Consider the following 25,478-nt stretch of genomic DNA (forward strand, 5'->3'; position numbering starts at 1 on the left):
CTGACTCAGCGATAAACCGGGAAATCGGTACACAGTGCCGCAACCTGACTGGCAACGTTGGCCTCGACATCGGCGTCGCCGAGGTTGTCGAGGATGTCGCAGATCCAGCCGGCCAGCTCGACGCACTGGGTTACTTTGAAGCCGCGCGTGGTGACCGCCGGCGTGCCGATACGCAGGCCCGAGGTCACGAACGGTGATTGTGGATCGTTGGGGACCGAATTCTTGTTCACGGTAATGTGCGCACGACCCAGAGCGGCGTCGGCGTCTTTACCGGTCAAGCCCTGACGGATCAGGCTGACCAGGAACAAGTGGTTGTCGGTGCCGCCGGAAACCACGTCAAAGCCACGGTCGATGAACACTTGCGCCATCGCCTGAGCGTTGTCGATCACTTGCTGCTGATAAACCTTGAAGCCTGGCTCCATCGCTTCCTTGAAGCACACGGCCTTGGCGGCGATCACGTGCATCAGCGGGCCGCCCTGGCCACCGGGGAAAACCGCGGAATTGAGTTTTTTCTCGATCTCTTCGTTGGCCTTGGCCAGGATCAAGCCACCCCGTGGACCGCGCAGCGTCTTGTGCGTAGTCGTGGTGACGACGTCGGCGTACGGCAGCGGATTCGGGTACAGACCGGCGGCAACCAGACCGGCCACGTGGGCCATGTCGACGAACAGGTACGCGCCCACTTTGTCGGCAATGGCGCGAAAGCGTGGGAAATCCAGGGTTTTCGAGTAGGCCGAGAACCCGGCGATGATCATTTTTGGCTGGCATTCAACGGCGATGCGCTCGACTTCGTCGTAATCGATCAGGCCGGTGGTGGTGTCGATGCCATATTGCACAGCGTTGTAGAGCTTGCCGGAAAAGCTGACTTTCGCGCCGTGGGTCAAGTGACCTCCGTGGGCCAGGCTCATGCCCAGCACGGTGTCGCCGGCTTGCAGCAGCGCCAGATAAACAGCGGCGTTGGCCGAACTGCCGGAGTGCGGCTGGACGTTGGCGTAATCGGCACCGAACAGCTGCTTGGCGCGCTCGATGGCGAGCATTTCGACTTTATCGACGTGCTCGCAGCCACCGTAGTAGCGCTTGCCCGGATAACCTTCGGCGTATTTGTTGGTCAGGCCGCTGCCCTGGGCTTCCATGACGCGCTGGCTGGTGTAGTTCTCCGACGCGATCAGTTCGATGTGATCTTCCTGACGTTGCTCCTCGGCATTGATCGCCGCCAGCAGTGCATCGTCATAGCCTTGGATTTGGTCATTCTTGCTGAACATCGCGGTTCTCCCAGCGGCGGCGTGGCGCCTGTCTTGTAAGGGTAGGGCCGCAGTCGGAAGACAGTGCCCTTTGATGCGATGGTAGGGCCGGACCAAAGACGCCAAATGCCTACGGACGCCACGCAAAGGTGCGTTTACGACATGGCTTGGCGGGGAGGGATAAATAGAGCTTGCAGGACCGGCTTCAGCCGGGAGCGCGCCCTCGCGGCTAAAGCCGCTCCTACGGAAATCGCATTCGCTCAGGCAAAAAAAATCCCCCGTGATAATCGGAGGATTTTGCTCACGTCTTGTCGCTATCAGGCAGATTTACCCGGCAACTGCCCATCGGCCCGGAACATCCCGCGAATACCGCGCACGGCCTGGCGGATGCGGTCCTGATTTTCGATCAGGGCGAAACGCACGTGATCGTCGCCGTACTCACCAAAACCGACACCCGGCGACACGCAGACCTTGGCCTCGGCCAGCAGCTTCTTGGCGAATTCCAGTGAACCCAGGTGCGCATACGCCGGAGGAATCTTGGCCCAGACATACATTGACGCTTTCGGGTTTTCCACCATCCAGCCCAGTTCGTGCAGGCCTTTGACCAACACGTTACGGCGCTGACGGTATTGCTCGGCGATATCCAGCACGCATTGCTGATCGCCTTCCAGCGCAGCAATCGCCGCCACTTGCAGCGGGGTGAAGGTGCCGTAGTCGTGATAGCTCTTGATTCGCGCCAGGGCGTTGACCAGTTCCGGGTTGCCGACCATGAAACCGATGCGCCAGCCGGCCATGTTGTAGCTCTTGGACAGGGTGAAAAACTCCACCGCGATGTCCTTGGCGCCGGGCACTTGCATGATCGACGGGGCTTTCCAGCCGTCATATACGATGTCGGCGTAAGCCAGATCGTGAACCACCAAGACGTCGTACTGCTTGGCCAGCGCCACCACGCGTTCGAAGAAATCCAGCTCCACACATTGCGCGGTGGGGTTGGACGGGAAGCCGAGGATCATCATTTTCGGCTTGGGGATCGAACCGCGAATGGCTTTTTCCAGCTCGGCAAAAAAGTCCACGCCCGGAATCAGCGGCACCGAACGCACTTGGGCGCCAGCAATCACCGCGCCGTAGATATGAATCGGATAGCTCGGATTCGGCACCAGCACCGTGTCGCCCTGATCCAGGGTCGCCAGCATCAAATGCGCCAGGCCCTCTTTCGAGCCGATGGTGACGATGGCTTCGTCTTCCGGGTCGATATCGACGTCGTAGCGTTTTTTGTACCAGTTGGAAATCGCCCGACGCAGACGCGGAATGCCACGCGAAGTCGAGTAGCCGTGAGTGTCTTCACGTTGGGCAACGGTGACCAGTTTTTCGACGATGTGCGGTGGGGTCGGCCCGTCGGGGTTGCCCATGCTCAAGTCGATGATGTCTTCACCACGACGGCGAGCGGCCATTTTCAGCTCGGCGGTGATGTTGAATACGTACGGGGGGAGTCGATCGATGCGCGCAAAACGGCGCGGCGAAGGTAAGTCTGCCATGGAGGCCTCTGAAGACGTAAGCGCCCGGAACCGTCCGAGCGACGTTGGCCACATGCGGTGGCCTGTGCGGAAGATAAAGGCGCTGATGGCGTTTTGTCTACAAAATTTCTATACCCGCGGAGGCGCCAGGTTCGACGCGAGACCGTAGGAGCGGCTTCAGCCGCGAGCAGCATTCGCCGTCGAATTGTGAGCGGGTGCCAATGACGCCCTCCCGGCTGAAGCCGGTTCTACGGGATGTATTCGACTTCAAAGGGTATCCAGCACCTCCCTCAACCCCAACAACAGCAGAAAATGCAGCGGATAAATCCCGTAGGCCCAGCGACGCATGGGTTTGACCGCAAATTGCAGGCGCCGACGCAGCAACACCAGGCCCAACAACGGCGCGATCAGGCACGCAATCAGCGACCCGATGGAAATCGGATCGCCCCACGCTGCGCCCGCGAACATCTGCGGCCAGGCATTGCCCGCCAGGCAGATCGCGCCAGGCAGTGCCGCAAACCATAGCGGCCGGCGCAGCACCAGGAGAAAACTCGCCGGCAGCAGTACGCCGAAAAAGCCGAACATCAGTTGCTTCTGCAAAACAGCTGCAATCAGCAGCGCGCCAATCGCCAGCACCCGGGTGATCGGCAGCGGGTGTCGCCAACCCTGGGCGACCAGCAAACCGAGTATCAACGTCGGCAGCACATTCAGCGTGTCGGCGTCGTGCATGAACAACCGATAGGGAATTTCGGAAAGTCCGGCGAACAGCAGCAGCCAGCCCAGATAACGCCACTGCACTTTCGGATCGGGGAACAGCGCGGTCCTGCGCCCCAGATTCACGGCAATCGCCAGGCAAAACCACGGAAAAGCGAAGCGCCCCGGCACATACAGGAAATTCACCGACCAACCGACGTAGCGCAGGTGATCGAGCACCATGCTCAACATCGCCAGCCACTTGAGCAGGTCCAGCGCCTTGTCGCGTCCAGGCAGGTAAGGCGGGTTCGACAGATCCATAGCGCTCCTGTTTGGTTAAATTTTTCAAGCCCGTTGGAGCGAGGCTTGCCCGCGAATCAGTCGCCGCGGTGGGACAGGTATATCTCGTCATAGTTATTCGCGGGCAAGCCTCGCTCCAACCGGTTTTGAATCCTCGCGATCTTCGCTACAGTGCGCACCATAATCAATGACAAGGAACCGGCCATGACCGATAAAAGCCAGCAGTTTGCCAGTGACAACTATTCGGGCATCTGTCCCGAGGCATGGGCTGCCATGGAACAGGCCAACCATGGCCACCAGCGCGCGTATGGCGATGACCAATGGACCGCCCGCGCTTCCGATGATTTCCGCAAACTGTTCGAAACCGACTGTGAAGTGTTTTTTGCGTTCAACGGCACGGCGGCCAATTCCCTGGCGCTGTCATCGTTGTGCCAGAGCTATCACAGCGTCATCTGTTCGGAAACCGCCCACGTCGAGACTGACGAATGCGGCGCGCCGGAGTTTTTCTCCAACGGCTCCAAGCTGCTCACCGCGCGCAGCGAAAACGGCAAGCTGACGCCGGAATCGATCCGCGAAGTCGCCCTCAAGCGTCAGGATATTCACTACCCCAAGCCTCGCGTCGTGACCCTGACCCAGGCCACCGAAGTCGGCAGTGTCTATCAGCCTGAAGAACTCAAGGCGATCAGCGCGACCTGCAAAGAGCTGAACCTGAACCTGCACATGGACGGCGCGCGTTTTTCCAACGCCTGCGCCTTTCTGGACTGCTCGCCAGCCGAACTGACCTGGAAATCCGGGATCGACGTGCTGTGCTTTGGCGGCACCAAGAACGGCATGGCGGTGGGCGAGGCGATTCTGTTCTTCAACCATGACCTGGCCGAAGACTTCGACTACCGCTGCAAACAGGCGGGGCAACTGGCGTCGAAAATGCGCTTCCTGTCCGCGCCCTGGGTCGGCTTGCTGGAAAACGACGCCTGGCTCAAGCACGCACGGCACGCCAACCACTGCGCGCAGTTGCTGGCTGAGCTGGTCAAGGATATTCCTGGCGTGGAGCTGATGTTCCCGGTGCAGGCCAACGGCGTGTTCCTGCAATTGTCGGAACCGGCCATCGCAGCGCTCACCGCCAAGGGCTGGCGCTTCTACACCTTCATCGGCAATGGCGGCGCACGTTTCATGTGCTCCTGGGACACCGAAGAAGACCGCGTGCGCGAGTTGGCGGCGGATATTCGGTTGGTGATGGGGGCGTAGGGGGCACGATTCCTACGATATAAGGCTATTTGTAGGACCGGATTTATCCGGGAGGGGGGGCGGTAGATTCACTCTGGATCTACCGCCTTAAATTGCCTCCCGGCTGAAGCCGGTCCTACGGCGTGGGTCCTGGCTGAAGCCGGTCCAACCGTCAGCTCTGCGCGATGGTCCTGGAAATCACTTCCACCGTCGCGTCGATCTGCTGCTGGCAGCGGTCGAGTTCGACCTGATGCTGCTTTTTCAGTTCGACCTGCTGCGAGCACAGGTTCAGCGCAGCCAGAACCAGCAAACGGTCGCCGATCAGGCTTGGGTATTTACGCTTGGTGTCGATCAATGAGGCCTTGAGCATGGCCGTTGCCTGCAACAGGGTTTGTTCTTCCCCGGCCGGCGCCTTGATCGAGTAGTCGTTACCCATGATCGAAACGACCGTCACCCCGTTTCCATGAGTACTCATGCGCTGACGGCGCTGGCGCTGGTGGCGCGGTCAACCAATGCCTGAATGCGGGCGGCGGTGGCGCCTTGCTTTTCTTCCTGCTCCATCAGGCTCAGTTGCAGACTGTCGTTGTCATCCCTGGCCTGAGCCAGTTCGGCGCTGAGCTGCGCGTTCGTGTTCTGCAGTTGCTGGTTCTGTTGCACCAGGTCTCCTACAAGTTGTTCCAATTGGCTCAGGGATGCTTCCAACATTTTGAATTCTCTAGCTAATTTCAACGGGCGCACACGATAAAGAAAAGTCACTGCGCATGCCAGGCATATCAGGACCATTGGCCCTTTAAATACCGGTACTTCAGCGCACGAGCCTCCTCAACGAGGTAAACGCATAAGGACCCTTGTTGACTGCCGTTTGCCGATCTGGTTCCGACGGCTCGTCAGACCGGCGGTTTTTGCCGGATTTGAACGGGTTTGTGACCTTCGGTCGCAGTTCCTTTCATCCGGGGTCACTCAAGTCTTCGCCAACGCGACCGATAGGCATGGCATCCGCTGCATTTGCCCTTTCGCTCGCAAGGAATGCGTCGCCACCAATGGAAACATTATGTCCTTACGTAACATGAACATTGCGTCACGCGCTTTCCTCGGCTTCGCCCTGATCGGCGCGCTGATGTTGATTCTCGGTATTTTCGCGCTGATGCAAATGAGCGAAATCCGCGACGCCGGTGATGAAGTCGCCGAGAACAGCGTCCCGAGCATCCAGAGCCTGAACGGACTGATTGTGACGGGTATCCGCATGCGGGTTCTGGCCTATCGCCTGCTCACCAATCGTGAAGCGGATGTCCAGGAAAAGACCATCGAATTGATCGCCACGCGCAACAAGCAAATCAGTGACGCCCAAGTGGTCTATGAAAAACTCATCTCGTCCCCTGAAGAGCGCTCGGCATACACCGAGTATGTGCAGCTGCTGGGCGAGTCTCGCCAAATTGAGTCGCGCATCATTGGCTTTAGCCGTGCGGGCAATGTCGAGGAGATGGCCAAGCTGCTCAATGGCGAATCCGCTTCCAACTCCGACAAGATGAATGTGGTTCTGGCCAAGCTGTCCGACCTCAACAGCAAACAATTGAGTGCCACTAACAAGGCTGCAGCGGACGAATACTCCTCGGCGTTCAATCTGGTGGTCGGTCTGCTGGTCATCGCCACGGTGTTGACCATCCTGTTCGCCTGGCTGTTGACCAACAGCATCACCCGGCCGATCGCTGCTGCGCTGGATGCTGCCGAGGGTATCGCCGAAGGCAATCTGACTCGTCCAATCAAAGTCGACGGCACCGACGAAGCGGGTCGTTTGTTGCTGGCGATGCAAAAAATGCAGGAAAAGCTGCGCGACACACTGATGCGTATTTCCGGCTCGGCGACGCAGTTGGCGTCTGCGGCTGAAGAACTCAACGCGGTGACCGACGAAGGCGCTCGCGGCCTGACACAACAGAATAATGAAATCGAGCAGGCCGCTACCGCAGTCAACGAAATGACCAGCGCTGTTGAAGAAGTTGCGCGCAATGCGATCAGCACCTCGGATGCATCGAAAAACGCGACCACTTCAGCGGGCGACGGTCGTGATCTGGTCATGGAAACGGTCAGCGCCATTGAGCGCATGAGCGGTGACGTGCAGAGCACTGCGGATCTGGTCGGCAACCTGGCCAATGAATCCCGGGATATCGGCAAGGTGCTGGACGTGATTCGTGGTCTGGCGGATCAGACCAACCTGCTGGCTCTCAATGCCGCCATTGAAGCCGCACGGGCCGGTGAAGCCGGACGTGGATTTGCGGTGGTGGCTGATGAGGTGCGCGCGCTGGCGCATCGCACCCAGCAGTCCACCAGCGAAATCGAACGCATGATCGGCAGCATTCAGGGCGGTACCGAGCAGGCGGTCAATTCAATGCGTAACAGCACCGAACGCGCGGAGTCGACCTTGAACATCGCCAAAGGCGCAGGGCTGGCGCTGGACACCATTAATAGCGCCATCGTCGAAATCAACGAACGCAACCTGGTGATCGCCAGCGCAGCTGAAGAGCAGGCGCAAGTGGCTCGGGAAGTGGATCGCAACCTGGTCAACATCCGTGATCTGTCAGTCCAGTCAGCTGACGGCGCCAGACAGACCAGCGCGGCCAGCGGCGAACTGACCCGTCTGGCGGTAGACCTCAACAGCATGGTTTCGCGGTTTAGTTTGTAGGGATACAGCGCAATCCCGTAGGACCGGCTTTAGCCGGGAGGGCAATAATTCCTGACGCAGAAATGCGTCGGATGTGCCGACCTCCTCCCGGCTAAAGCCGGTCCTACGAGCCGGTCCAACGAGCCGGTCGTACGAGTCGGTCTTGCGGTATTGATCGTCTCAGGCGATTAATACTCGATCCGCACATCGCCCTTGGGCACGCTGCAGCACGACAGGATGTAGCCTTCTTCGACATCCTCGTCGGTGATGCCGCCGTTGTGTTCCATCTCCACTTCGCCGCTCAGTTTCATGACCTTGCAGGTGCCGCAGATGCCCATGCCGCAGGCTTTGGGGATCATCAGGCCGAGTTTCGCGGCTGCGGCGTGGACGGTTTCGCCCGGTGCCACGCGAATGCTCTTGCCGGTGTCGGTGAATTCCACCTGATGCAGTTCCGAAGCGTCGACTTCCGGTGCGTCGGCGGCGATCTCTGCCTGTTCCACGGCGTCGGCGCGGGCTTCCGGCGGTGTCTGGCCGAACGATTCTTCGTGGTATTGCGCCATGTTGAAGCCGTTGCTTTCCAGCAGGCGCTTGACGGCGTTCATGTACGGCGTGGGTCCGCAGCAGAAGACTTCGCGCTCAAGGAAGTCCGGCGCCATCAGTTCCAGCATTTTCTGGTTCAGATAGCCGCGATACCCGGCCCAGGGTTCGCCCAGACCGTGTTTTTCGCAGACCAGATGCAGGCTGAAGTTGTCAATCCGCGACGCCATGTGCTCCAGCTCGCGGTGATAAATGATGTCCTTGGGTGAGCGTGCACTGTGCACGAACACCATGTCGACGTTGGCGTTGGTGTCGTAGAACCAGCGCGCCATGGACATCACCGGCGTGATGCCGACGCCGCCGCTGAGGTAGAGAATCTTCGGGTTCGGGAAGTCGATGGCATTGAACAGGCCCACCGGCCCGTGCACGGCCAGTTCCTGGCCTTCATGCAGCGTGTCGTGCAGCCAGTTGGAAACCTTGCCACCGGGCACGCGCTTGATGGTGATCGAGAAGCTGTATGGCACCGAGGGCGAACTGGAGATGGTGTACGAACGCATCACCGGCACGCCTTCGATTTCCAGCTCCAGGGTCACGAACTGGCCAGGCTTGAAGAAGAACAGGATCGGCTGGTCGGCCATGAAACAAAAGGTGCGCACGTCCCAGGTTTCCTGAATCACCTTGACGACGCGAACCAGGTGGCGGCCGTTGGCCCATGTCTGGGTATTTACCGGGCTGAGGAAGCTTTGGGACATGCTGAATCTCCACGGCCGACTGTCGGCCTCTTGAGGTGAATTCTGCGTAAGGCGCAGACAGCCCACTTACCCATCAGCGACATCGGCGTACTTATCGCGACCAGCCCCACCCTGCCGGGGTTCGCGCGTCGGAAACGGATTCGGCCATGTCGCCCATGGATAAGGCCCAGTCTGCGCCGAACTCCACACTCGCCACTCGATAGTTACCGAAAAAACTATTCTTGAGCATGAGCGAAACAACAATCGTCGCCTTGCGTGCAAACCGTTGCAAAGAACCGTATCAGCCACATTCGCCGACCGTTAGAAGACACGGTCATGAGGACTTCAACGATGGACGTCACCGCAACCTTGAGCTTGGGCGATCCGCTGGAACCCGCACGTAAGGCCACCGCCGAAATGCTGCAGAATCGCGAGCGCACCTACTCGCTGCCACAGCCTTTCTACAGTGATGAGCGGCTGCATGAAATCGACATGCAGGAAATCTTTCACAAGGAATGGCTGATTGCAGGCATGACCTGCGAGATCCCGGCCAAGGGCAACTACCTGACGTTGCAGATCGGCAAGAATCCGGTGCTGATCGTGCGCGGCCCCGATGGTGTGGTGAACGCGTTCCACAACGTCTGCCGCCATCGCGGCTCGCGGCTGTGCACCGCCGAAAAAGGTAAGGTCGCCAAACTGGTTTGCCATTATCACCAGTGGACCTACGAGCTCGACGGCCGTCTGTTGTACGCCGGCAGCGAGATGGGCAGCGATTTCGACATGAGCCAGTTCGGCCTCAAGCCGATCAACGTCAAGACCGCGGGCGGCTACATCTTCATCTGCATGGCGGAAAATCCTCCGGCCATCGACGAGTTCCTGCAGACACTCAAGCACTACATGGAACCCTACGACATGGAAAACACCAAGGTGGCTGTGCAAAGCACCTTGATGGAAAAAGCCAACTGGAAGCTGGTGCTGGAAAACAACCGCGAGTGCTATCACTGCAACGCGTCGCACCCGGAACTGCTGAACACGCTGCTGGAATGGGATGACGTCACCGATCCGCGCGCCACGCAGTCGTTCAAGGATCACGTCGCCGAGTCGGCCGCTGCCTGGGATGCCGAACAGATTCCCTATGCCCACGCCAGCTTCGGCCTGCGTAACCGCATCGTGCGCATGCCGCTGCTCAAGGGCACCGTGTCCATGACGATGGACGGCAGGCAGGGCAGCCAGAAACTCATGGGCCGGATCAAGAATCCGGATCTGGGCTCGATGCGCATCCTGCACCTGCCCCACGCGTGGAACCATTGCATGGGCGATCACGTCATCGTGTTCACCGTCTGGCCGATCAGCGCTCAGGAAACCATGGTCACCACCAAGTGGCTGGTGCACAAAGATGCCGTGGAAGGCGTTGATTACGACGTCGCGCGTCTGCGGCAGGTCTGGGACGCCACCAACGACCAGGACCGTCGCCTGGCCGAAGAAAACCAGCGCGGCATCAACTCCACCGCCTACCAGCCAGGCCCATACTCCAAGACCTACGAGTTCGGCGTGGTCAACTTCATCGACTGGTACAGCGCCCGCATGCTGGAAAACCTCGGCGCCGAGCCTGCGCCGTATCTGAAGGGTGTGGCGGTTAATCACGAGTGACGCGTGAACCTCCTGCTGATCTGCTGTAGGAGCCACTTGTAGGCGAGGCATCGGACTTGTTGAGCCGATATGCCTCGCCAACAAGTTGTCTCCTAACGCCAGGCTTTAGCCTGTGTCCCGTTCTAAATCCGACCGCCGGCCCCAAAACCTAGCATTTCTGCTAGTACCTCGACGTTTTTTACCCGCCTACAATCGCAACTACGTTCGAGTTCGTGATCCGAACATTGCTTGTCATCCGCAATGGACGCGAGGTGGATCATGAAAACGAACAGCCGAATTGTTCTAACTTTTCTGGTGATGCTCGGTTCTCTGATCGCGTGGATGGTAAATACCGCACCCAATGCGGCATTGACGCCTCGAACGGTGGGTGAGGAAGTTCATGCCGGAACATTCGAGGAGCCGCGTCTGATTGACGAGCCCGCTTGGCCGGGTGCTGTATTTTTAACCACAGCAGGCGACTCTCCTGCGTTTTTCACCGCAGAATTTAGCAGTGAGCCAGACAAGCCCAATCCTGCATTTCCTGATACTGCGCAATCCAACACCTCTTGGACATATGCAGGACAGCATTCGGGTATCGGGGCCGACCTCAAACCCTTCACAGAGCGCACCCGTGTCGGGGCGCTGCATGTGGCGCAAATCGACAGTAAACATGCGTTGCTCAGGTCCAGGATTGACCGCGTGCCGGATGCGCAGACGCCGTACCCCAGCACAGCTGAAAGTAATGACTTCTGGGATTTCATTGGTTTCTTTGAAAAACCTGGTACCGAGATCGATCCGAAAAGCTCACAGGATCTGGTATGGCCTGGTGTTTTCGTCAGCTTTGAACCCTCAAAAAAGATCTACGTTGCTCGGCGCATCGGGAGGCCTGCATCTGACGGCTGGCCTGCGCCTGATACCGAGGATGGGGCCGGATACTGGAAGTACGCGGGAGCGCATACAGCAATTCCGGTTAAATTTCCCAAGCCTTGGAGCGCTCGAAGTACAGATTCAGGCTCTTCCTACGTGAATGAGGACGCTCCACCCCGTCGCTATTTTTACGCTACCAGCTTTATCGGTTTTCCCGCGATTCTGGGTGCGGCGTTTCCGCAAGGGGCTCAGTCTGATCGCTACTGGGCTTATCGTGGTCGACATTCAGGGTTCGCGCATGACCCTAAAAACTTTGGTGAGGTCGCGGGAGCGTTTAATAACTACCGCGGCCTGATTGAAGGTAGGTGGGCACAGTTGAGCCCATTGTTTGAAGGTGATCCGTCTCCTGCAACACCTTTTCCGAAGACGCTCAAGGGTAACGAGTTCTGGCGGGTGATTGACGATTTTCAACACGCGGGTAGCTGGCAGAATCCCAAAAATGATGAGGATAACTTCACATCGACGGATGAAATCCATGTGCAGCCACAAGGCAGCGCGCACGCAATCTTCCGGGCCCTGACTTCGGGGTTTAGACCAGCGGACGGCTGGGACTATAGTGACGCTGAAAAGTGGCAGTTGCTTGGAACGTCCCTTCATGGTGGCACGGTTGCAGATCCGAAAGGGACGGATGAACTGACCTGGCCTGGCGCCGTGCATGTCGCCACGATCGAGAGCAAGCAGGTCTTTTTTGCGTCCAGATTTGAAGGTGTTCCCGCTGAGCAGAACAAGCCCCTACCCACGGCTGCTGCCAGCAACGAATACTGGAACCATATCCCGGTAATTGAGCCCCTTGGTACTTTCGAGTCCCCAAGGCGCTTTGCGGATTACAGCCAGTCGGGCTCGGTCTATGTCGATGGCTTCTTACTGGGCCAGCGCGCGTTCTACATTTCCCGATTCGAAGGTTTTCCCGCCGATGATATCGACGGCTTTGCAAACGTAGGCACAGCAGACCCGAACTGGGTTTATGCAGGTAAACATGCCGGGGTGATGACTGACCTTAAACCCTTCGATGATGTAACCCGGGTTGGCGCGATTCATGAAGGCCTGATCGATGGGCAGCGCGTCTTGCTGCGTTCGCGTTTCGCAGGGGCTCCTTCGTCCGCCACTCCGTACCCCGAAACCATGGTCAGCAATGATCATTGGGAGTTTATCGGCGTTTTCAAACATGCTGGTACGGCGCAAGACATGAAAGGGCGTGACGACTTCACATGGCCTGGAGCCTTACACCTGGATGAGACACAACAGCTTGTCTTTGCGGCCACTAAGCAAGGAGAGCCAGGAACCCAAGGCTGGGTATATCCGGTCGGGGAAACCAGTGACGAAAACTGGACATTTGTTACCTCGATGGCCACACCAGGCACTGCTGACGCCCCGCGCGGGCGCAATGGGCTTAGCGCGCCCGGGGTGATTTTCGCTGATCAGCAGGGTTTGTCGCGGCAAAGGCTTTATCGAGCCAGGTTCGCCGGTTTTGCTGCGGAGGTGGGAGCAGTTTATCCGAGCGGTACGGCGTCCAATGAGTTTTATGAGTATGCCGGCGAGCATGCAGGGACTTTCAAGGATCCCAAACCATTTACCGATCCGACGTGGCACGGCGCTATCCATTTGACGACTATTAACGCAGAGCTGACATTTTTTAAATCGAAGATAACCGGAATGCCGTCGTCGGAGACGCCATACCCTGAGACACCGGTCAGTAACGATTTCTGGACGTTTGCCTTTAGCACCCTTCAAGCGGGTACTGCCGCTGATCCCAAAGCCTTTATCGGCCAGACTTGGCCAGGGGCTATTCATGAGGACAGTGAGTTAGGTCAGCGATACCTTTTCGAAGCTCAACAGTTCGGCAATCCTTACTCGGACGGCTGGCCTGAGCCAGGGAACGATACTCAGTACTGGAGAAGGCTGGGCAGGGTTATTCACAAGGGGAGTTTCGAAGATCCCAAAGAGGCCGTTGAATACACCTACCCAGGGAGCATTCACACCACCACGGATTATGGGGATGTGGTCTATTACAGATCTCTCTTCGAAGGCAAGCCTGCTCCAGGCTGGCTATATCCGGCACCCGGGACCAGTAATGAGTCTTGGGAGTATCTGGGAAGAAATCTTCCGGAAGGCACTTGGGCTGACCCAAAAGATGCCGGAGGTTTCACTTGGCCCGGCAGAATTCATTCGCTGCGCGTCGGTGACAAGCGTTTGTACCTGGCATCCAAAGTAGACGGCTTGCTCGCGGAGCATGATTGGCCTGTGCCCGAAGCAGGTGAAAATGCGTTTTGGTCGGTGGTAGGTGAGTCTCGGCACTCCGGGGACTATGCCTCTCCCAAGGACCAGGCTGAAGTGACTTGGGTGGGGGCGATTCACGCGAAGCCGGATGGCGAACTGCGCAGGTATTACCGCTCCAAAGTAGCCGGAAATCTTGCTGCCATAGGCGATAGTTTTCCTTTGCCCGCGCTTCCTGGCGAAAGCAACGCATGGTGGGAGTACATAGGCATTAGCCTTCATGCGGGTACGTTGGAAGATCCGATGCTTGGCGCAGTAGGCGTTATTATTTGGCCGGGGGCTATCGCTAAGATTAACCGTGCAGGCCAAGACGAATACTTTATGGCGCGTTTTGGCGGGCTTTACTATAACGAGGGTCGTTTGTATCCAGACCCCGGGCAGAGCAATAGTGACTGGGGATGGGTTGGGAAAGATGTTGCGCCAGGAACACTCGAGTCGCCCAAGGACGCTAATGAAATAACCTGGCCTGCCGCCATCCACCGCTTTGAGGTGGATGGGAAAGAGTATTACGTCCGCTCAAAAATGGCAGGTGCGCCTGGTCCTGCCGGCTGGCAGTTTCCTTCTCCGCCAACCAGTGATGGCCGTTGGGAGTATCTGGACATGGGCGTTCACGCGGGGAATTGGGACGATCCAAAACCGTTCAGCGATAATACCTGGCCCGGTGCGATCCACATTCAAATGATGTATGTACAAGTCGGTGAGTTTAAAGCCATCCGTCGCTGGTTTTACAGGGCCAAGTTTTGGGGCCGGGGCTCAGATCACGAGGGAGGTTATTCGAATAGCGAGTTTTTTGATGCGCTTGGCCTCTCGTATTACATGGGGACACTGGACAGCCCTAAGTATTTTGATCAGCCGACCTGGGCTGGAGCGATTCATCTGGATCGGCAGACACACTTCTTATTTGAAGCCAAAAAAGGCGGTGAAATGGGCGTTGAGTTAGGCGCGCCGCCTACAACGGCGACCGATACGGATTCGTGGCGATTCTTGGGGGTAAATCTAAATTCGGGAAAATTGGATGATCCCAAACAGTGGGATGAATACACTTGGCCTGGGCGAATTCATCGCTATGACTACGGCGGCAAGGTATTGTTTTTCATTGCGCAGATGACCGGAACGCCTTCTGAAAAAAACTGGCATTACCCAACCGACGAAAGCAGTAACGATTACTGGGCTTTTTACGGTTCCACTGCGCATGCAGGTACGTATAGTGATCCTCATCAAAGGAATGAGGTGACATGGAAAGGGGCTATTCATCTGGTTAATCAGAACAATACGATTCTTTACTTTGCAGCCAAACGATCAGGTAATGCAGAGATTGATGGGTGGCAGTATCCCTCAACTCCAGCCGATAACGAATATTTCACCTATAAAGGCCAATGGTTTCACGAGGGTACTATAGTGGACCCTAAAGGTATAAATGAACCCGTCTGGCCAGGTGTGTATGTAAAAACTAATAACGAGGGTGCTGATCTCTATTTCATCGCAATGAATGCTGGCATTCCTTCATTAAATAACTGGCCTTTTCCTGCAGAAGGCAGTAATAACGCCCATTGGACCTACTACGGCTCTTCCCGGCATGCGGGAACTTTAACGGACCCGAAACAATGGAATGATGTCAGCTGGCAAGGTGCCGTTCATGTGATAGATACAGCTGAAATGCACATGTTATTCAGCGTTGCTTCCGACCGGGTAGGTATTCCGGAAAACGACAACTGGACATTACCAAGAAATCCTATTGATCACGAAGAAGTAGAGTCGGAGCCAGGGCCGCCCTTGATTCCGGGAAGATTTCCAGCATGGAAGTTTTTAAGTGTCACTCATAAAAATGGGACATTGGAAAATCCCAAGTCTACAGGCGAGTGGACGCTAACAGGATTGATTCACTCCGCAACTGTCGCTCATCAATCAATGCTGTTCAAATCAAAGTTTGATGGAAAGTATGATTATCCCGATGCCGAGCCGGTAAAAACCGTCCCTGAAATAGGCGAAAGTAACCAGTGGTGGGAATTTTTGCGCAAAGGTCAAGGGACTCAGATTGTTCCCAACGGTTTTAACGACTATTCATTTGTTGGGGACGTAAATGTCTACTTCTATGCGGGAAAACATGACTTCTTCAGGGCAAAAACAGAAGGACGTCCGTCGGATTATAACTGGTATTACCCGACTGTCGAGGCAGATAACACTCATTGGACTTACCTCTCAAGGAACGAAGGTACTCTGAGTGACCCAAAGACGTGGAACCAAGAGTCGGTCATCGGAGATGTTCATCGCTATGAGTATGGTGATAAAACGCTGTTCTTCACTGCCAAATACGATGGGAATCCTTCGCGCCATACTTGGTATTACCCCGTTACGGCTGTATCCAATGAGTATTGGACGTATATCGGCCTTCACGCAGGTACCTGGCAGGACCCGAAAAATTGGGACGAACCGACTTGGCCCGGCGCGATACATTGGTATCGCGAGAAAAACCTGTATTTTAGCTCCTTGGTTGCCGGAGTTCCTTCAGATAATAGTTGGTATTATCCAACCTCTGAAGTCAGTAATGCCAATTGGCAATATATTGATAATAGTCGTTATGCTGCACCTGGAATAAATGATTTGACCAGAACGTATGACCAATACACTTGGGTGGCGGCACACAACGCGTTTCTTGATGATATGAAGACTCAGTTGGATCGCGGTGTCAGAGGCTTTTGGCTGGATATACATTTTGATCATCATTCGACGGCGCCAGAAGTTCGAATTTGCCACCCGGCTTATGGCAAAAACTGTGGAATCACTGACCCCTCCTTACGCGATATCTTAGCGAACGTTTTCTTGCCTTATTTGAGGGCTAATCCATTCGCCATTGTGACGATCGAATTCGAATCGACTGTCACCAGGGCTGCGATGCAAGACGTGTTTAGTCGAGTGCCCGAACTTGCCGATTATTCCTATACCAATATAGAGGGCGTAAGATGGCGCACGCTTCAAGAGATGATTGCCAGTAACAAACGTCTCGTCATGATGGCCGACGGTAGCATATCCGGGAGTTACGATGTTAACGGGAAGCAAGTGGACGTCTTCTCTGCGCCGAAAACAAAGGTTGAAAATACCTACAACCTGGGAGATACGGCGCTGATTCATAATTGGGACTGCACGACTCGATATAATGGGTTGGACCTGACGTTACGTAGCAGTGGAGGCGCACCACGTTTGTTTGGGCTCAATCAGTTTCATTCCTGGGGTAGCAGTGCAGCGCATGCCGGAGATAAAGACAATAACCTCACCTGGTTACAACGAAGAGTAGAACGCTATTGTGGTGAGCCTTCTGGGTGGCGCAATCCTAGCTTTCTTGTTATTGACTTCAATCAGGTGGGCGATGCATTCCCCTATGCAGCAGCTCTGTCGCAAGGCGGTATCTTTTTTTATGAAGGCAATGGTGCCGATCGGGACCGAGACACTACCTGTGTTATTCCCGGCAATCAGGGTGGCGGCGCGGATGGGGTTGAATATGATCTACGTCTCACGTCTAACGGTTGCGAAAACGATGAAATAAGGTCATTAGAGCTTGAAGGTATTGCTGCAGGTACACGTATTGAGCTTTACGACAGTCCCGGTGCTGATCGGCAGGACGATTTCACCTATATCGATGTGAAACAATCCATTCCATTGAAAACGCGGATTAAAATTGATTCCCTGGAGGGGAGCAGTAATAGTTATTATTACAACAAGCTTGGATTTAGTAATAATGGACTTGATGGCAAGGTGTCACGAATTAAGGTCCGCAAAACCCCTGCTTTGAGTGACATATCTGACGGACTTATAGTTTTCCATGAGGGTAATGGTGGGACACAGAATATCGTCTGTAGCGTGCCCTTCGATAAACATCATCAATTCCAAATGGGGGGTGGTAATAACAGCTACGGTTGTGACAATGATGAGATACGTTCGGCCACAATTGTCAAGGCGGGCAAAGGCTCGGTATTTATCGTTACTGGCCATCCTGATGGTTCGTCTAGCCAGGGCCGCACGGCGGTCACAGCCAAGCGCGCTATCGATCTCCCCGTCATCGTTCCCAGCTTTAATGGCAATTTCGAAAACGATGCGATAAAAATTGAAGTCAGCGGTGGAGGCGGGCTGGACGGCAAGATTTCCTATGCATATTTTCAGCCCGCCTCAGAACCGGATCCAGGGCCGGATCCGGAACCAGAACCTGATCCCGGGGCACCACCCGCCCCAGTCAATCTGCATACGTATGACTCATCGGCACGCCCGGTAAAACTGATGTGGAACCCCTCGGCACGCGCGGTGAAGTACAAAGTATTCTGGTACTTCAAGGAGATCGGGGAGACCACCGGTACCGAGCTCCTTCATAACGACACCGACAGTGTGAAAGGCCGTTATCACGTCATTGCAATTGATAGTTTGGGGCGTAAGTCGCCAAAGTCCGGATACTTCTGGCTTTACGATCAAGAGGGACTACAAAAAGACGGTTTGGCATCTGACGACGAGTAACCCGCTCTAGAGTACGTACGGGCTACCGGGACGACGGTCAGGCGAGTGGCGAGGCATCGAGCTTTCATGATCAGATACACCTCGCCAACAAGTTATTTACTGCTGTACACAACTTATCCACAGCAATTGTGGAAATGTGCCCGATCCCCTCCAAAAAAACTGATAAAAAACCGTGACTTATCCAGATTGTCACTTCTGGGCAGGTATTGGTTATTATTTAACCAGCCCGTTGTAAGCCACGTATCTAAAGGCATGTAGCGGACCGCGAACACCTTATCCACAGAAGCGCCAACAGAGTTTGGGGGCAACTTTGCTGAGTGAGGGCGTCATCTGTGGAAAACTGTCGAAAAGGCTGTATTTAGCGGTGGACAAACAAGGATGTGGCCAATTGGTTAACGATTGGCTGTTTTTTGTACAGTTCTCTGTAGGGCACGGTTTTAGAGGCTTTCAGCGGTTAGCAAACAACTTGTCCACAGAAGCGCCAACAGACTTTGTGGGCAACTGTTGATGAGTGTTGGGTGTTTATCCACAAGAGGTTCTTAGCCAAATCAATGATTTAGGCTGATCATTAATTGATCGGTGCGCTGGAGGCAGCGGTTTGTCTGGCGCGGAGGGATGAGCGAACATGTTATCCACAGGATGGTTAACAGGGATTGTTAACAACTATGCCCACCGAGGCGCTTGGTTCGCGGGCAAGCCTCGCTCCAACGGATCAGTTCAGGTGATCACTCAAAACGAATGGCTGCGCTGCCGCCGCCGCCACTGGCTCAAGCACTGATCCAGCTGCGCGGGGCTGTCGATCTGTTGGCGGCGGGCGTGGCTGAAGAGGATCATCGCCAGTTCGGCGGTCACCAGGGCGTCGGCGCTGGCGTTGTGGCGCTCTTCGGCTTGCAGGCCAAAGAAGGCGGTCCAGTCATCCAGTCCGGCCTGTCGCAGATTCGCCTGCGGGAAGAGCATTGGAGCGATTTCCGCGACGTCGAAAAAACGATGCTCCAGGCGATAATCGAGGCTTTCCTTCAAGGCGCGCCCGAGCATGTGCTGATCGAATGGCGCGTGAAACGCCAGCAGCGGACTGTTGCCGACAAACTCCATGAAATCCAGTAATGCCTGCACCGGTTCGCTGCCGGCAGCAATAGCGCTGGGCCCGAGGCCGTGAATCAAGACCGCCGGGCTTAGCTTGTGGTCGACGCGCAACAAGGTGCGTTCAAACTGCTGACTCAGGTCGATGGCGCCGTCTTCGATGACCACGGCGCCGATGGACAGCACCTGATCGCGGTTCATGTTCAGGCCGCTGGTTTCCAGGTCGAACACCACCCAGCGTTGCTTGCGCAATGAGTCTTCGCTGAGCGTCGCGCCGGGCGCAAGGTTCGCCAGACGCTGTTGGTCGCGATGTTCCAGGCTCGGTTTTGGCGGACGCGGCCGCAGCCATGCAAACAGATTCATAGTTGATAACGCAGGGTCAGGCTGGTTTGCAGGCGTTGGGCCTGGCGCAAGGATTCGCGCAGGATGCGGCGGTCCAGATGATTGAGGGTGTCCGGATCGATGCGGTTGGAATACGGCAGGTTCTGGCGGCTCTGCAATTGGTGCTGCTGCATACGCGTCTGCTGGATGAAGTGATAAGCCTCTTCATAGGCCGCGCCGTCCAGTCGGTCGATTACCTCGCGTTCTACCAATTGGCGCAGGCGTTCCAGGGTGTTGTTGGCTTCGATGCCATTGGCCAGCGCCAGCAAGCGGGCGCCGTCGACAAACGGCGTCAGGCCTTGGGTCTTGAGGTCCAGCGTGTCTTTGTCGCTGCCTTTGCGGGCCAGCACGAAATCCTTGAAGCGACCCACTGGCGGGCGTTGGCGCAGGGCGTTTTCGGCCATCATGCGCTGGAACAACCGATTGTCGCCGACCTGTTCCAGTACGCTGCGGCGCAACTGATCGCAGCCGTTCTCGTCGCCCCACACCACGCGCAAGTCGAAATAGATGCTGGAGGCCAGCAGGTTCTCCGGCGTCGCTTCACGAATGAACGCGGCAAAGCGTCGGGACCATTCGACGCGTGACAGGCACAGCTCCGGGTTGCCCGCCATGATATTGCCTTTGCACAACGTGAACCCGCACAGCGCCAGGCTCTGATTGATACGCTCGGCAATCGGCAGCAGCACGGCCCTGATCTGTATTGCTTCGGCCATGTCCCGGGCCTCGAAAAGAATGCCGTTGTCCTGATCGGTGTGCAGCGTTTGCTCGCGGCGGCCCTCGCTGCCGAAACACAGCCAGCTGAACGCAATGCCGGGGTCGCCTTTTTCTTCCAGGGTCAGCTCGATCACGCGACATACCGTGTGATCGTTAAGCAGGGTGATGATCTGGGTGATCTGGGTCGAGGACGCGCCGTGGGCGAGCATGCGATCCACCAACTGCACGATGTCGCCGCGCAGGTTGGTCAGGCTTTCGATGCGCGGCGCGTTGCGAATCGTGCGCGCCAGATGCACCAGGTCGACCCGTTGCAGGGAAAACAGATCCCGCTCGGAAACCACGCCGCACAGGCGCCCATCCTTGACCAGACACACGTGGGCGATGTGCCGGCCGGTCATGGCAATGGCGGCATCGAACGCGCTGGCGTCCGGGCTGAGGTGGAAGGGCGCTTGCGTCATATGCGCCTGGATCGGCTGGCTGAAATCGGTATCGATCTCGGCCACCGCCTCGCGCAGGTCGCGCAGGGTGAAAATCCCCAGCGGCGCTTGCTGCGCATCGACGATCACGATGCTGCCGACCTGTTGTTCGTGCATGAGCTTCACGGCTTCACGCAGCGGCGTTTGCGGGCTACACATGACCGGATGCCGCATGGCCAGCTCGCCAAGGCGGGTATTGAGTGAATATTGGGTGCCAAGGGTTTCCGCAGCGCGTTGCTGGACTTGCTGGTTCACTTGATCGAGCAGGCTGCTGACGCCACGCAAGGCGAAGTCGCGGAAGGTGGTCGACAGCGCGAACAGCTTGATGAACGCCTGTTTGTTCAGTTGCAGGCAAAAGGTATCTTCGGCCGCCAGATGCTCGGTGCGCGTGGCGCGTTCACCCAGCAGCGCGGCCAGCGGGAAGCATTCGCCGGTGGTGATCTCGAAGGTGGTTTCGGTTCCGCCCTTGGCGGTGTGCGGTCGTTCGCCGACGACCCGTCCTTGCTTGACGATATAAAAGTGCTCTACTGGACCGTCAGCAGGCTTGATGATGCTTTCGTCCACAGCGTAGAAACGCAGTTGGCACTGTTCGACCAGATAAGCGAGATGAGCGCTCTCCATCTGGTTGAAAGGCGGGAATTTTTGCAGGAACTGCATCGTGCCGTGGATGTTCTGCAACACCGCTGTTTTGCCCGCCTGGGCGAATGCATCCGCTTTGCTCATGACCTGTACCGCGCTCTTTTTATTGATGGTCATGGTCGTCCGCTTGTCGGACAGTGCCCATTGGACGTAAGTCTTACATTGACGAAAAGATTTCTAGCAACCCCCGGCATGGTGTAAAAAGCAGTTACGCGAAGGCTTGGACAGCAAACAATCGCCGGCAGGATGCCGACCACAGCATGCAGATGTAACCGGCCAGGTGCCCGGTTTGCTGCCAGTATCAGGGCAAGGGAATCAGGCGCAGATGGTCGATTACGATATTTTGAGCGATGAAGAGCGCGAAGCGCTGAATGAAGTGATGCTCGCCGCATTACCCGATTCGCCCCAGCGGGTATTGATCGTCGACGATGATCGCGATGCCCGCGAGTTGTTGGCCGAGATTCTCAGCCTTAATGACATCAGCTGCATGACCGCCGCCGGTGGCAATAGCGCCATGCACTTGATTGAAAACAAGGAATCCATAGCGCTGCTGATCACCGATCTGCGCATGGCCCCGTGCAATGGCCTGGACCTGATCCGCAAGGTGCGTGAATCCGAGCGCGCGTCGTTGCCGATCATCATCATTTCCGGCGACGCCAACGTGCGCGATGCCATCGATGCGATGCATTTGAGCGTGGTGGACTTCCTGCTCAAGCCCATCAACACCAAGCAGCTGCTGAAGCTGGTCAAGCGGGAACTGGGGTTGGTGTGAGGTTGATTCCGTAAAGGTGTCCGGTTATCCAGACGCTGCGCTGGCGCGCTGATACAGGATCCGTAGGACCGGCTTTAGCCGGGAGAACGCCCTCCCGGCTAAAGCCGGTCCTACGGTGGGATGCGCGAGACGCCTATTTACAACCCGTTCTTAGCCTTGAACTCCCGGCGCCGACGGTGCAAAACCGGCTCGGTGTAGCCGTTCGGCTGTTTGCTGCCTTCGATGACCAGCTCCACTGCGGCCTGGAACGCGATATTGCTATCGAAGTCCGGAGCCAGCGGGCGATACAGCGGATCATTGGCGTTCTGGCGGTCAACCACCGGCGCCATGCGCTTGAGGCTGTCCATCACTTGCGTCTGATCGACCACGCCGTGGCGCAGCCAGTTGGTCATGTGCTGACTTGAAATGCGCAGCGTCGCGCGGTCTTCCATCAGGCCGATGTCGTTGATGTCCGGCACCTTCGAGCAACCTACGCCTTGATCGATCCAGCGCACCACGTACCCGAGGATACCCTGAGCGTTGTTGTCCAGTTCGTTCTGGATTTCTTCCGGCGTCCAGTTGGCATTGGCTGCCAGCGGAATGGTCAGGATGTCGTCCACTGATGCGCGGGTTCGCTGCGCCAGTTCGGCCTGACGCGCGAACACGTCAACCTTGTGATAATGCAACGCGTGCAGCGCAGCGGCGGTGGGCGATGGCACCCAGGCGGTGTTGGCGCCGGCCAGCGGGTGAGCGATTTTCTGTTCGAGCATCGCTGCCATCAGGTCCGGCATGGCCCACATGCCCTTGCCGATCTGTGCCCGACCTTGCAGGCCGCAGCTCAGGCCGATATCGACGTTCCAGTTCTCGTAGGCGCCAATCCATTTCTCCGCCTTCATCTGCGCTTTGCGCACGACCGGGCCGGCCTCCATGGAGGTGTGGATTTCATCGCCCGTGCGGTCCAGGAAACCGGTGTTGATGAACACTACACGCTCGCTCGCGGCCTTGATGCAGGCCTTGAGATTGACCGTGGTGCGGCGCTCTTCGTCCATGATCCCGACCTTCAGCGTGTTGCGCGGCAGGTTGAGGACGTCTTCGATGCGACCAAACAGTTCGTTGGTGAAGGCCGCTTCTTCCGGGCCATGCATCTTTGGTTTGACGATATAGACCGATCCGCTGCGGCTGTTGCGGCGGGTATTGTTGCCGTTGAGGCTGTGAATCGCCGCGAGGCTGGTCAACAAGCCATCAAGAATGCCCTCGGGGATTTCCTGACCCTGTTGGTCGAGAATCGCGTCGATGGTCATCAGGTGACCCACGTTGCGCACGAACAGCAGCGAACGACCGTGCAGCGTGACTTGTTCGCCATTGGGTGCGGTGTACACACGGTCGGCGTTCATGGTGCGGGTAAAGGTTTCGCCGCCCTTGGCAACCTGTTCGGCGAGGTCGCCTTTCATCAGGCCCAGCCAGTTGCGGTAGACCACCACTTTGTCGTCGGCATCAACGGCGGCGATGGAGTCTTCGCAGTCCATGATGGTAGTCAGCGCTGCTTCCATCAGCACGTCCTTGACGCCAGCCGGATCGGTCTGACCCACCGGGCTGGTGGCATCGATCTGGATTTCAAAATGCAGGCCGTTGTGCTTGAGCAACACGGCAAGCGGTGCTGCGGTGTCGCCCTGGAAGCCGATCAGCTGGGCGTCATCCTTGAGGCCGGTATTGCTGCCGCCTTTAAGGCTGATCACCAGTTTGCCGTCGATCAATTTGTAACCGGTGGAATCCACGTGCGAGCCAGCGGCCAAGGGCGCGGCTTCATCGAGAAACGCCCGGGCAAAGGCGATGACTTTGTCGCCACGCACCTTGTTGTAGCCTTTGCCTTTCTCGGCGCCGTCGGCTTCGCTGATGGCATCGGTGCCATAGAGCGCGTCGTACAGCGAACCCCAACGGGCATTCGATGCGTTGAGGGCGAAGCGGGCATTCATCACCGGCACCACCAGTTGTGGGCCAGCCATGCGGGCAATTTCTTCGTCGACGTTTTGCGTCGTGATCTGGAAATCTGCGGCTTCTGGCAGCAGGTAACCGATTTCCTGGAGGAAGGTCTTGTAAGCCGAGGCGTCGTGAGCCTGTCCAGCATGGGCTTGATGCCAGGCGTCGATTTGCGCCTGCAAGTCATCACGTTTGGCGAGCAGGGCTTTGTTCCTGGGTGCCAGCTCGTTGATGAGCTTGTCTGCACCGGCCCAGAACGCTGCAGTATCCAGACCGGTCCCGGGGATGGCTTCATCGTTGACGAAGTCAAACAGCACCTTGGCGACCTGCAGGCCACCGACTTGAACGTGTTCAGTCATTGCACTTGCCTCACTCTGCTCAGCTTTTTGCGCTCCACGGGGGAGCGCTCTTTTATTAGGGATCAACGTTGTGTAGTGCGCGACGCGGCATACTACATGAAGCGCCGTCGGGTGAAAACGAGACTAAATATGTCACCAAGCGACTGGATTTACATGGCCGGTCACGATAAAGAGCTGGATGTTCTCAAAATCACGGGATGTTGTTCCAGTTAAATCTGGAAATCGTACACAGTTTGCTTGATCAAACGTCGTGAGGTGGTCTTGTCAGCCTTGCCTATACTAGGGCCACGACTACCCGTCAGCAGAAGGAGTTACCTGTGGATCATTTTGTAGTCACTGTTGTTGCACCGGATAAACCAGGCCAGGTCGAACGCATCGCCGATTGCATTGCGCAACATGGCGGTAACTGGCTCGAAAGCCGTATGTCGCGAATGGCCGGTCAGTTCGCCGGGATCGTGCGGGTGCAGGTGCCAGCGGATAACCGCGAAGCATTGAAGAAAGCATTGCAGGCGCTGGCTGCGCAGGACATTCGTGTGCTGTTTGCTGAAAGCAGCGCCGAACCTTCGGTGGGCTGGAAATCGATCCGCATGGAACTGGTGGGCAATGACCGCCCCGGCATCGTCCGGGACATCACTCGGTTGCTGGCCGAACAAGGCGTCAACGTCGAGCGCCTGGTGACCGAGGTTAATCCCGCGCCCATGAGCAGCGAGCCGCTGTTCCATGCTGAAGCGACACTGGGCGTACCGCTGACGCTGTCCCTGGATCTGTTGCAGGAACGCCTGGAGACCCTGGCGGATGATTTGATGGTGGATCTGGTGTTGCGTACCGAGCTTTGAATGTCTGAAAACCGTAATTGGATGGACTCGCCCAAGCCGAGG

15 protein-coding genes are annotated in these 25,478 nt (G+C 56.8%); 6 read left to right on the forward strand and 9 right to left on the reverse strand.

All coding sequences use genetic code 11. The features are described 5' to 3' along the window. Positions 1–5 precede the first annotated feature (5 nt). From glyA to CFII64_RS16310, 3 genes are all read right to left on the reverse strand, one after another. Entirely contained in the window at positions 6–1,259 is a 1,254-nt protein-coding gene (gene glyA, locus CFII64_RS16300) for a serine hydroxymethyltransferase (protein WP_020291907.1), read from the reverse strand. Positions 1,260–1,555: 296 nt separating this feature from the next. Further along, on the reverse strand, positions 1,556–2,773 hold the full coding sequence (gene alaC / locus CFII64_RS16305; protein WP_020291908.1) for an alanine transaminase: 1,218 nt from the start codon (positions 2,771–2,773) through the stop codon (positions 1,556–1,558). A 246-nt stretch (positions 2,774–3,019) separates the two neighbouring features. Continuing rightward, positions 3,020–3,766, reverse strand: coding sequence for a TraX family protein (locus tag CFII64_RS16310; protein WP_020291910.1), 747 nt, complete (start codon positions 3,764–3,766; stop codon positions 3,020–3,022). Positions 3,767–3,949: 183 nt separating this feature from the next. On the opposite strand from CFII64_RS16310, the gene CFII64_RS16315 reads away from it, so the two are divergent. Beyond that, complete coding sequence (locus CFII64_RS16315; protein WP_020291911.1) at positions 3,950–4,990, forward strand: low specificity L-threonine aldolase; 1,041 nt, start codon at positions 3,950–3,952, stop codon at positions 4,988–4,990. 151 nt (positions 4,991–5,141) lie between these two features. Here the strand turns inward: CFII64_RS16315 and CFII64_RS16320 are convergent, their stop codons facing one another. After that, complete coding sequence (locus CFII64_RS16320) at positions 5,142–5,444, reverse strand: cell division protein ZapA (protein WP_020291912.1); 303 nt, start codon at positions 5,442–5,444, stop codon at positions 5,142–5,144. Further along, the gene (locus CFII64_RS16325; protein WP_020291913.1) at positions 5,441–5,674 is read right to left on the reverse strand and encodes a hypothetical protein; all 234 of its coding nucleotides are present in this window, start codon (positions 5,672–5,674) and stop codon (positions 5,441–5,443) included. Before CFII64_RS16325 ends, CFII64_RS16320 begins: the two co-directional genes overlap by 4 nt. A gap of 346 nt (positions 5,675–6,020) precedes the next feature. Between CFII64_RS16325 and CFII64_RS16330 the strand changes: the two genes are divergently transcribed. Further along, a complete protein-coding gene (locus CFII64_RS16330) occupies positions 6,021–7,646 on the forward strand; it encodes a methyl-accepting chemotaxis protein (RefSeq protein ID WP_044901429.1) in 1,626 nt (541 codons plus the stop codon). Positions 7,647–7,813: 167 nt separating this feature from the next. Here the strand turns inward: CFII64_RS16330 and gbcB are convergent, their stop codons facing one another. After that, the gene (gbcB, locus tag CFII64_RS16335; RefSeq protein WP_020291915.1) at positions 7,814–8,914 is read right to left on the reverse strand and encodes a glycine-betaine demethylase subunit GbcB; all 1,101 of its coding nucleotides are present in this window, start codon (positions 8,912–8,914) and stop codon (positions 7,814–7,816) included. A 330-nt stretch (positions 8,915–9,244) separates the two neighbouring features. Between gbcB and gbcA the strand changes: the two genes are divergently transcribed. Further along, positions 9,245–10,543 (forward strand): glycine-betaine demethylase subunit GbcA, encoded by a 1,299-nt coding sequence (gene gbcA / locus CFII64_RS16340; RefSeq protein WP_020291916.1) that lies wholly within the window; start codon positions 9,245–9,247, stop codon positions 10,541–10,543. A 258-nt stretch (positions 10,544–10,801) separates the two neighbouring features. Next, complete coding sequence (locus tag CFII64_RS16345) at positions 10,802–18,223, forward strand: hypothetical protein (protein WP_020291917.1); 7,422 nt, start codon at positions 10,802–10,804, stop codon at positions 18,221–18,223. Between the two features lie 729 nt (positions 18,224–18,952). On the opposite strand, the gene CFII64_RS16350 is transcribed toward CFII64_RS16345, so the two are convergent. Continuing rightward, complete coding sequence (locus CFII64_RS16350; RefSeq protein WP_020291918.1) at positions 18,953–19,666, reverse strand: PolC-type DNA polymerase III; 714 nt, start codon at positions 19,664–19,666, stop codon at positions 18,953–18,955. Further along, the gene (locus CFII64_RS16355; protein WP_020291919.1) at positions 19,663–21,597 is read right to left on the reverse strand and encodes a putative nucleotidyltransferase substrate binding domain-containing protein; all 1,935 of its coding nucleotides are present in this window, start codon (positions 21,595–21,597) and stop codon (positions 19,663–19,665) included. The genes CFII64_RS16350 and CFII64_RS16355 overlap by 4 nt, the downstream gene beginning before the upstream one ends. Positions 21,598–21,838: 241 nt before the next feature. On the opposite strand from CFII64_RS16355, the gene CFII64_RS16360 reads away from it, so the two are divergent. Next, positions 21,839–22,285 (forward strand): response regulator, encoded by a 447-nt coding sequence (locus CFII64_RS16360; RefSeq protein ID WP_020291920.1) that lies wholly within the window; start codon positions 21,839–21,841, stop codon positions 22,283–22,285. A gap of 137 nt (positions 22,286–22,422) precedes the next feature. Here the strand turns inward: CFII64_RS16360 and CFII64_RS16365 are convergent, their stop codons facing one another. Next, entirely contained in the window at positions 22,423–24,600 is a 2,178-nt protein-coding gene (locus CFII64_RS16365) for a malate synthase G (RefSeq protein WP_020291921.1), read from the reverse strand. Between the two features lie 317 nt (positions 24,601–24,917). Between CFII64_RS16365 and CFII64_RS16370 the strand changes: the two genes are divergently transcribed. Then, the gene (locus CFII64_RS16370; protein WP_020291922.1) at positions 24,918–25,436 is read left to right on the forward strand and encodes a glycine cleavage system protein R; all 519 of its coding nucleotides are present in this window, start codon (positions 24,918–24,920) and stop codon (positions 25,434–25,436) included. Positions 25,437–25,478 lie beyond the last annotated feature (42 nt).

Source organism: Pseudomonas sp. CFII64 (assembly GCF_000416235.1).
Classification (GTDB): Bacteria; Pseudomonadota; Gammaproteobacteria; order Pseudomonadales; family Pseudomonadaceae; genus Aquipseudomonas.

Bases quoted from the DNA above. Each gene is read 5' to 3' on its own strand.
- glyA (WP_020291907.1), bottom strand. From the start codon at position 1,259: ATGTTCAGCAAGAATGACCAAATCCAAGGCTATGACGATGCACTGCTG.
- alaC (WP_020291908.1), bottom strand. From the start codon at position 2,773: ATGGCAGACTTACCTTCGCCGCGCCGTTTTGCGCGCATCGATCGACTC.
- CFII64_RS16310 (WP_020291910.1), bottom strand. From the start codon at position 3,766: ATGGATCTGTCGAACCCGCCTTACCTGCCTGGACGCGACAAGGCGCTG.
- CFII64_RS16315 (WP_020291911.1), top strand. From the start codon at position 3,950: ATGACCGATAAAAGCCAGCAGTTTGCCAGTGACAACTATTCGGGCATC.
- CFII64_RS16320 (WP_020291912.1), bottom strand. From the start codon at position 5,444: ATGAGTACTCATGGAAACGGGGTGACGGTCGTTTCGATCATGGGTAAC.
- CFII64_RS16325 (WP_020291913.1), bottom strand. From the start codon at position 5,674: ATGTTGGAAGCATCCCTGAGCCAATTGGAACAACTTGTAGGAGACCTG.
- CFII64_RS16330 (WP_044901429.1), top strand. From the start codon at position 6,021: ATGTCCTTACGTAACATGAACATTGCGTCACGCGCTTTCCTCGGCTTC.
- gbcB (WP_020291915.1), bottom strand. From the start codon at position 8,914: ATGTCCCAAAGCTTCCTCAGCCCGGTAAATACCCAGACATGGGCCAAC.
- gbcA (WP_020291916.1), top strand. From the start codon at position 9,245: ATGGACGTCACCGCAACCTTGAGCTTGGGCGATCCGCTGGAACCCGCA.
- CFII64_RS16345 (WP_020291917.1), top strand. From the start codon at position 10,802: ATGAAAACGAACAGCCGAATTGTTCTAACTTTTCTGGTGATGCTCGGT.
- CFII64_RS16350 (WP_020291918.1), bottom strand. From the start codon at position 19,666: ATGAATCTGTTTGCATGGCTGCGGCCGCGTCCGCCAAAACCGAGCCTG.
- CFII64_RS16355 (WP_020291919.1), bottom strand. From the start codon at position 21,597: ATGAGCAAAGCGGATGCATTCGCCCAGGCGGGCAAAACAGCGGTGTTG.
- CFII64_RS16360 (WP_020291920.1), top strand. From the start codon at position 21,839: ATGGTCGATTACGATATTTTGAGCGATGAAGAGCGCGAAGCGCTGAAT.
- CFII64_RS16365 (WP_020291921.1), bottom strand. From the start codon at position 24,600: ATGACTGAACACGTTCAAGTCGGTGGCCTGCAGGTCGCCAAGGTGCTG.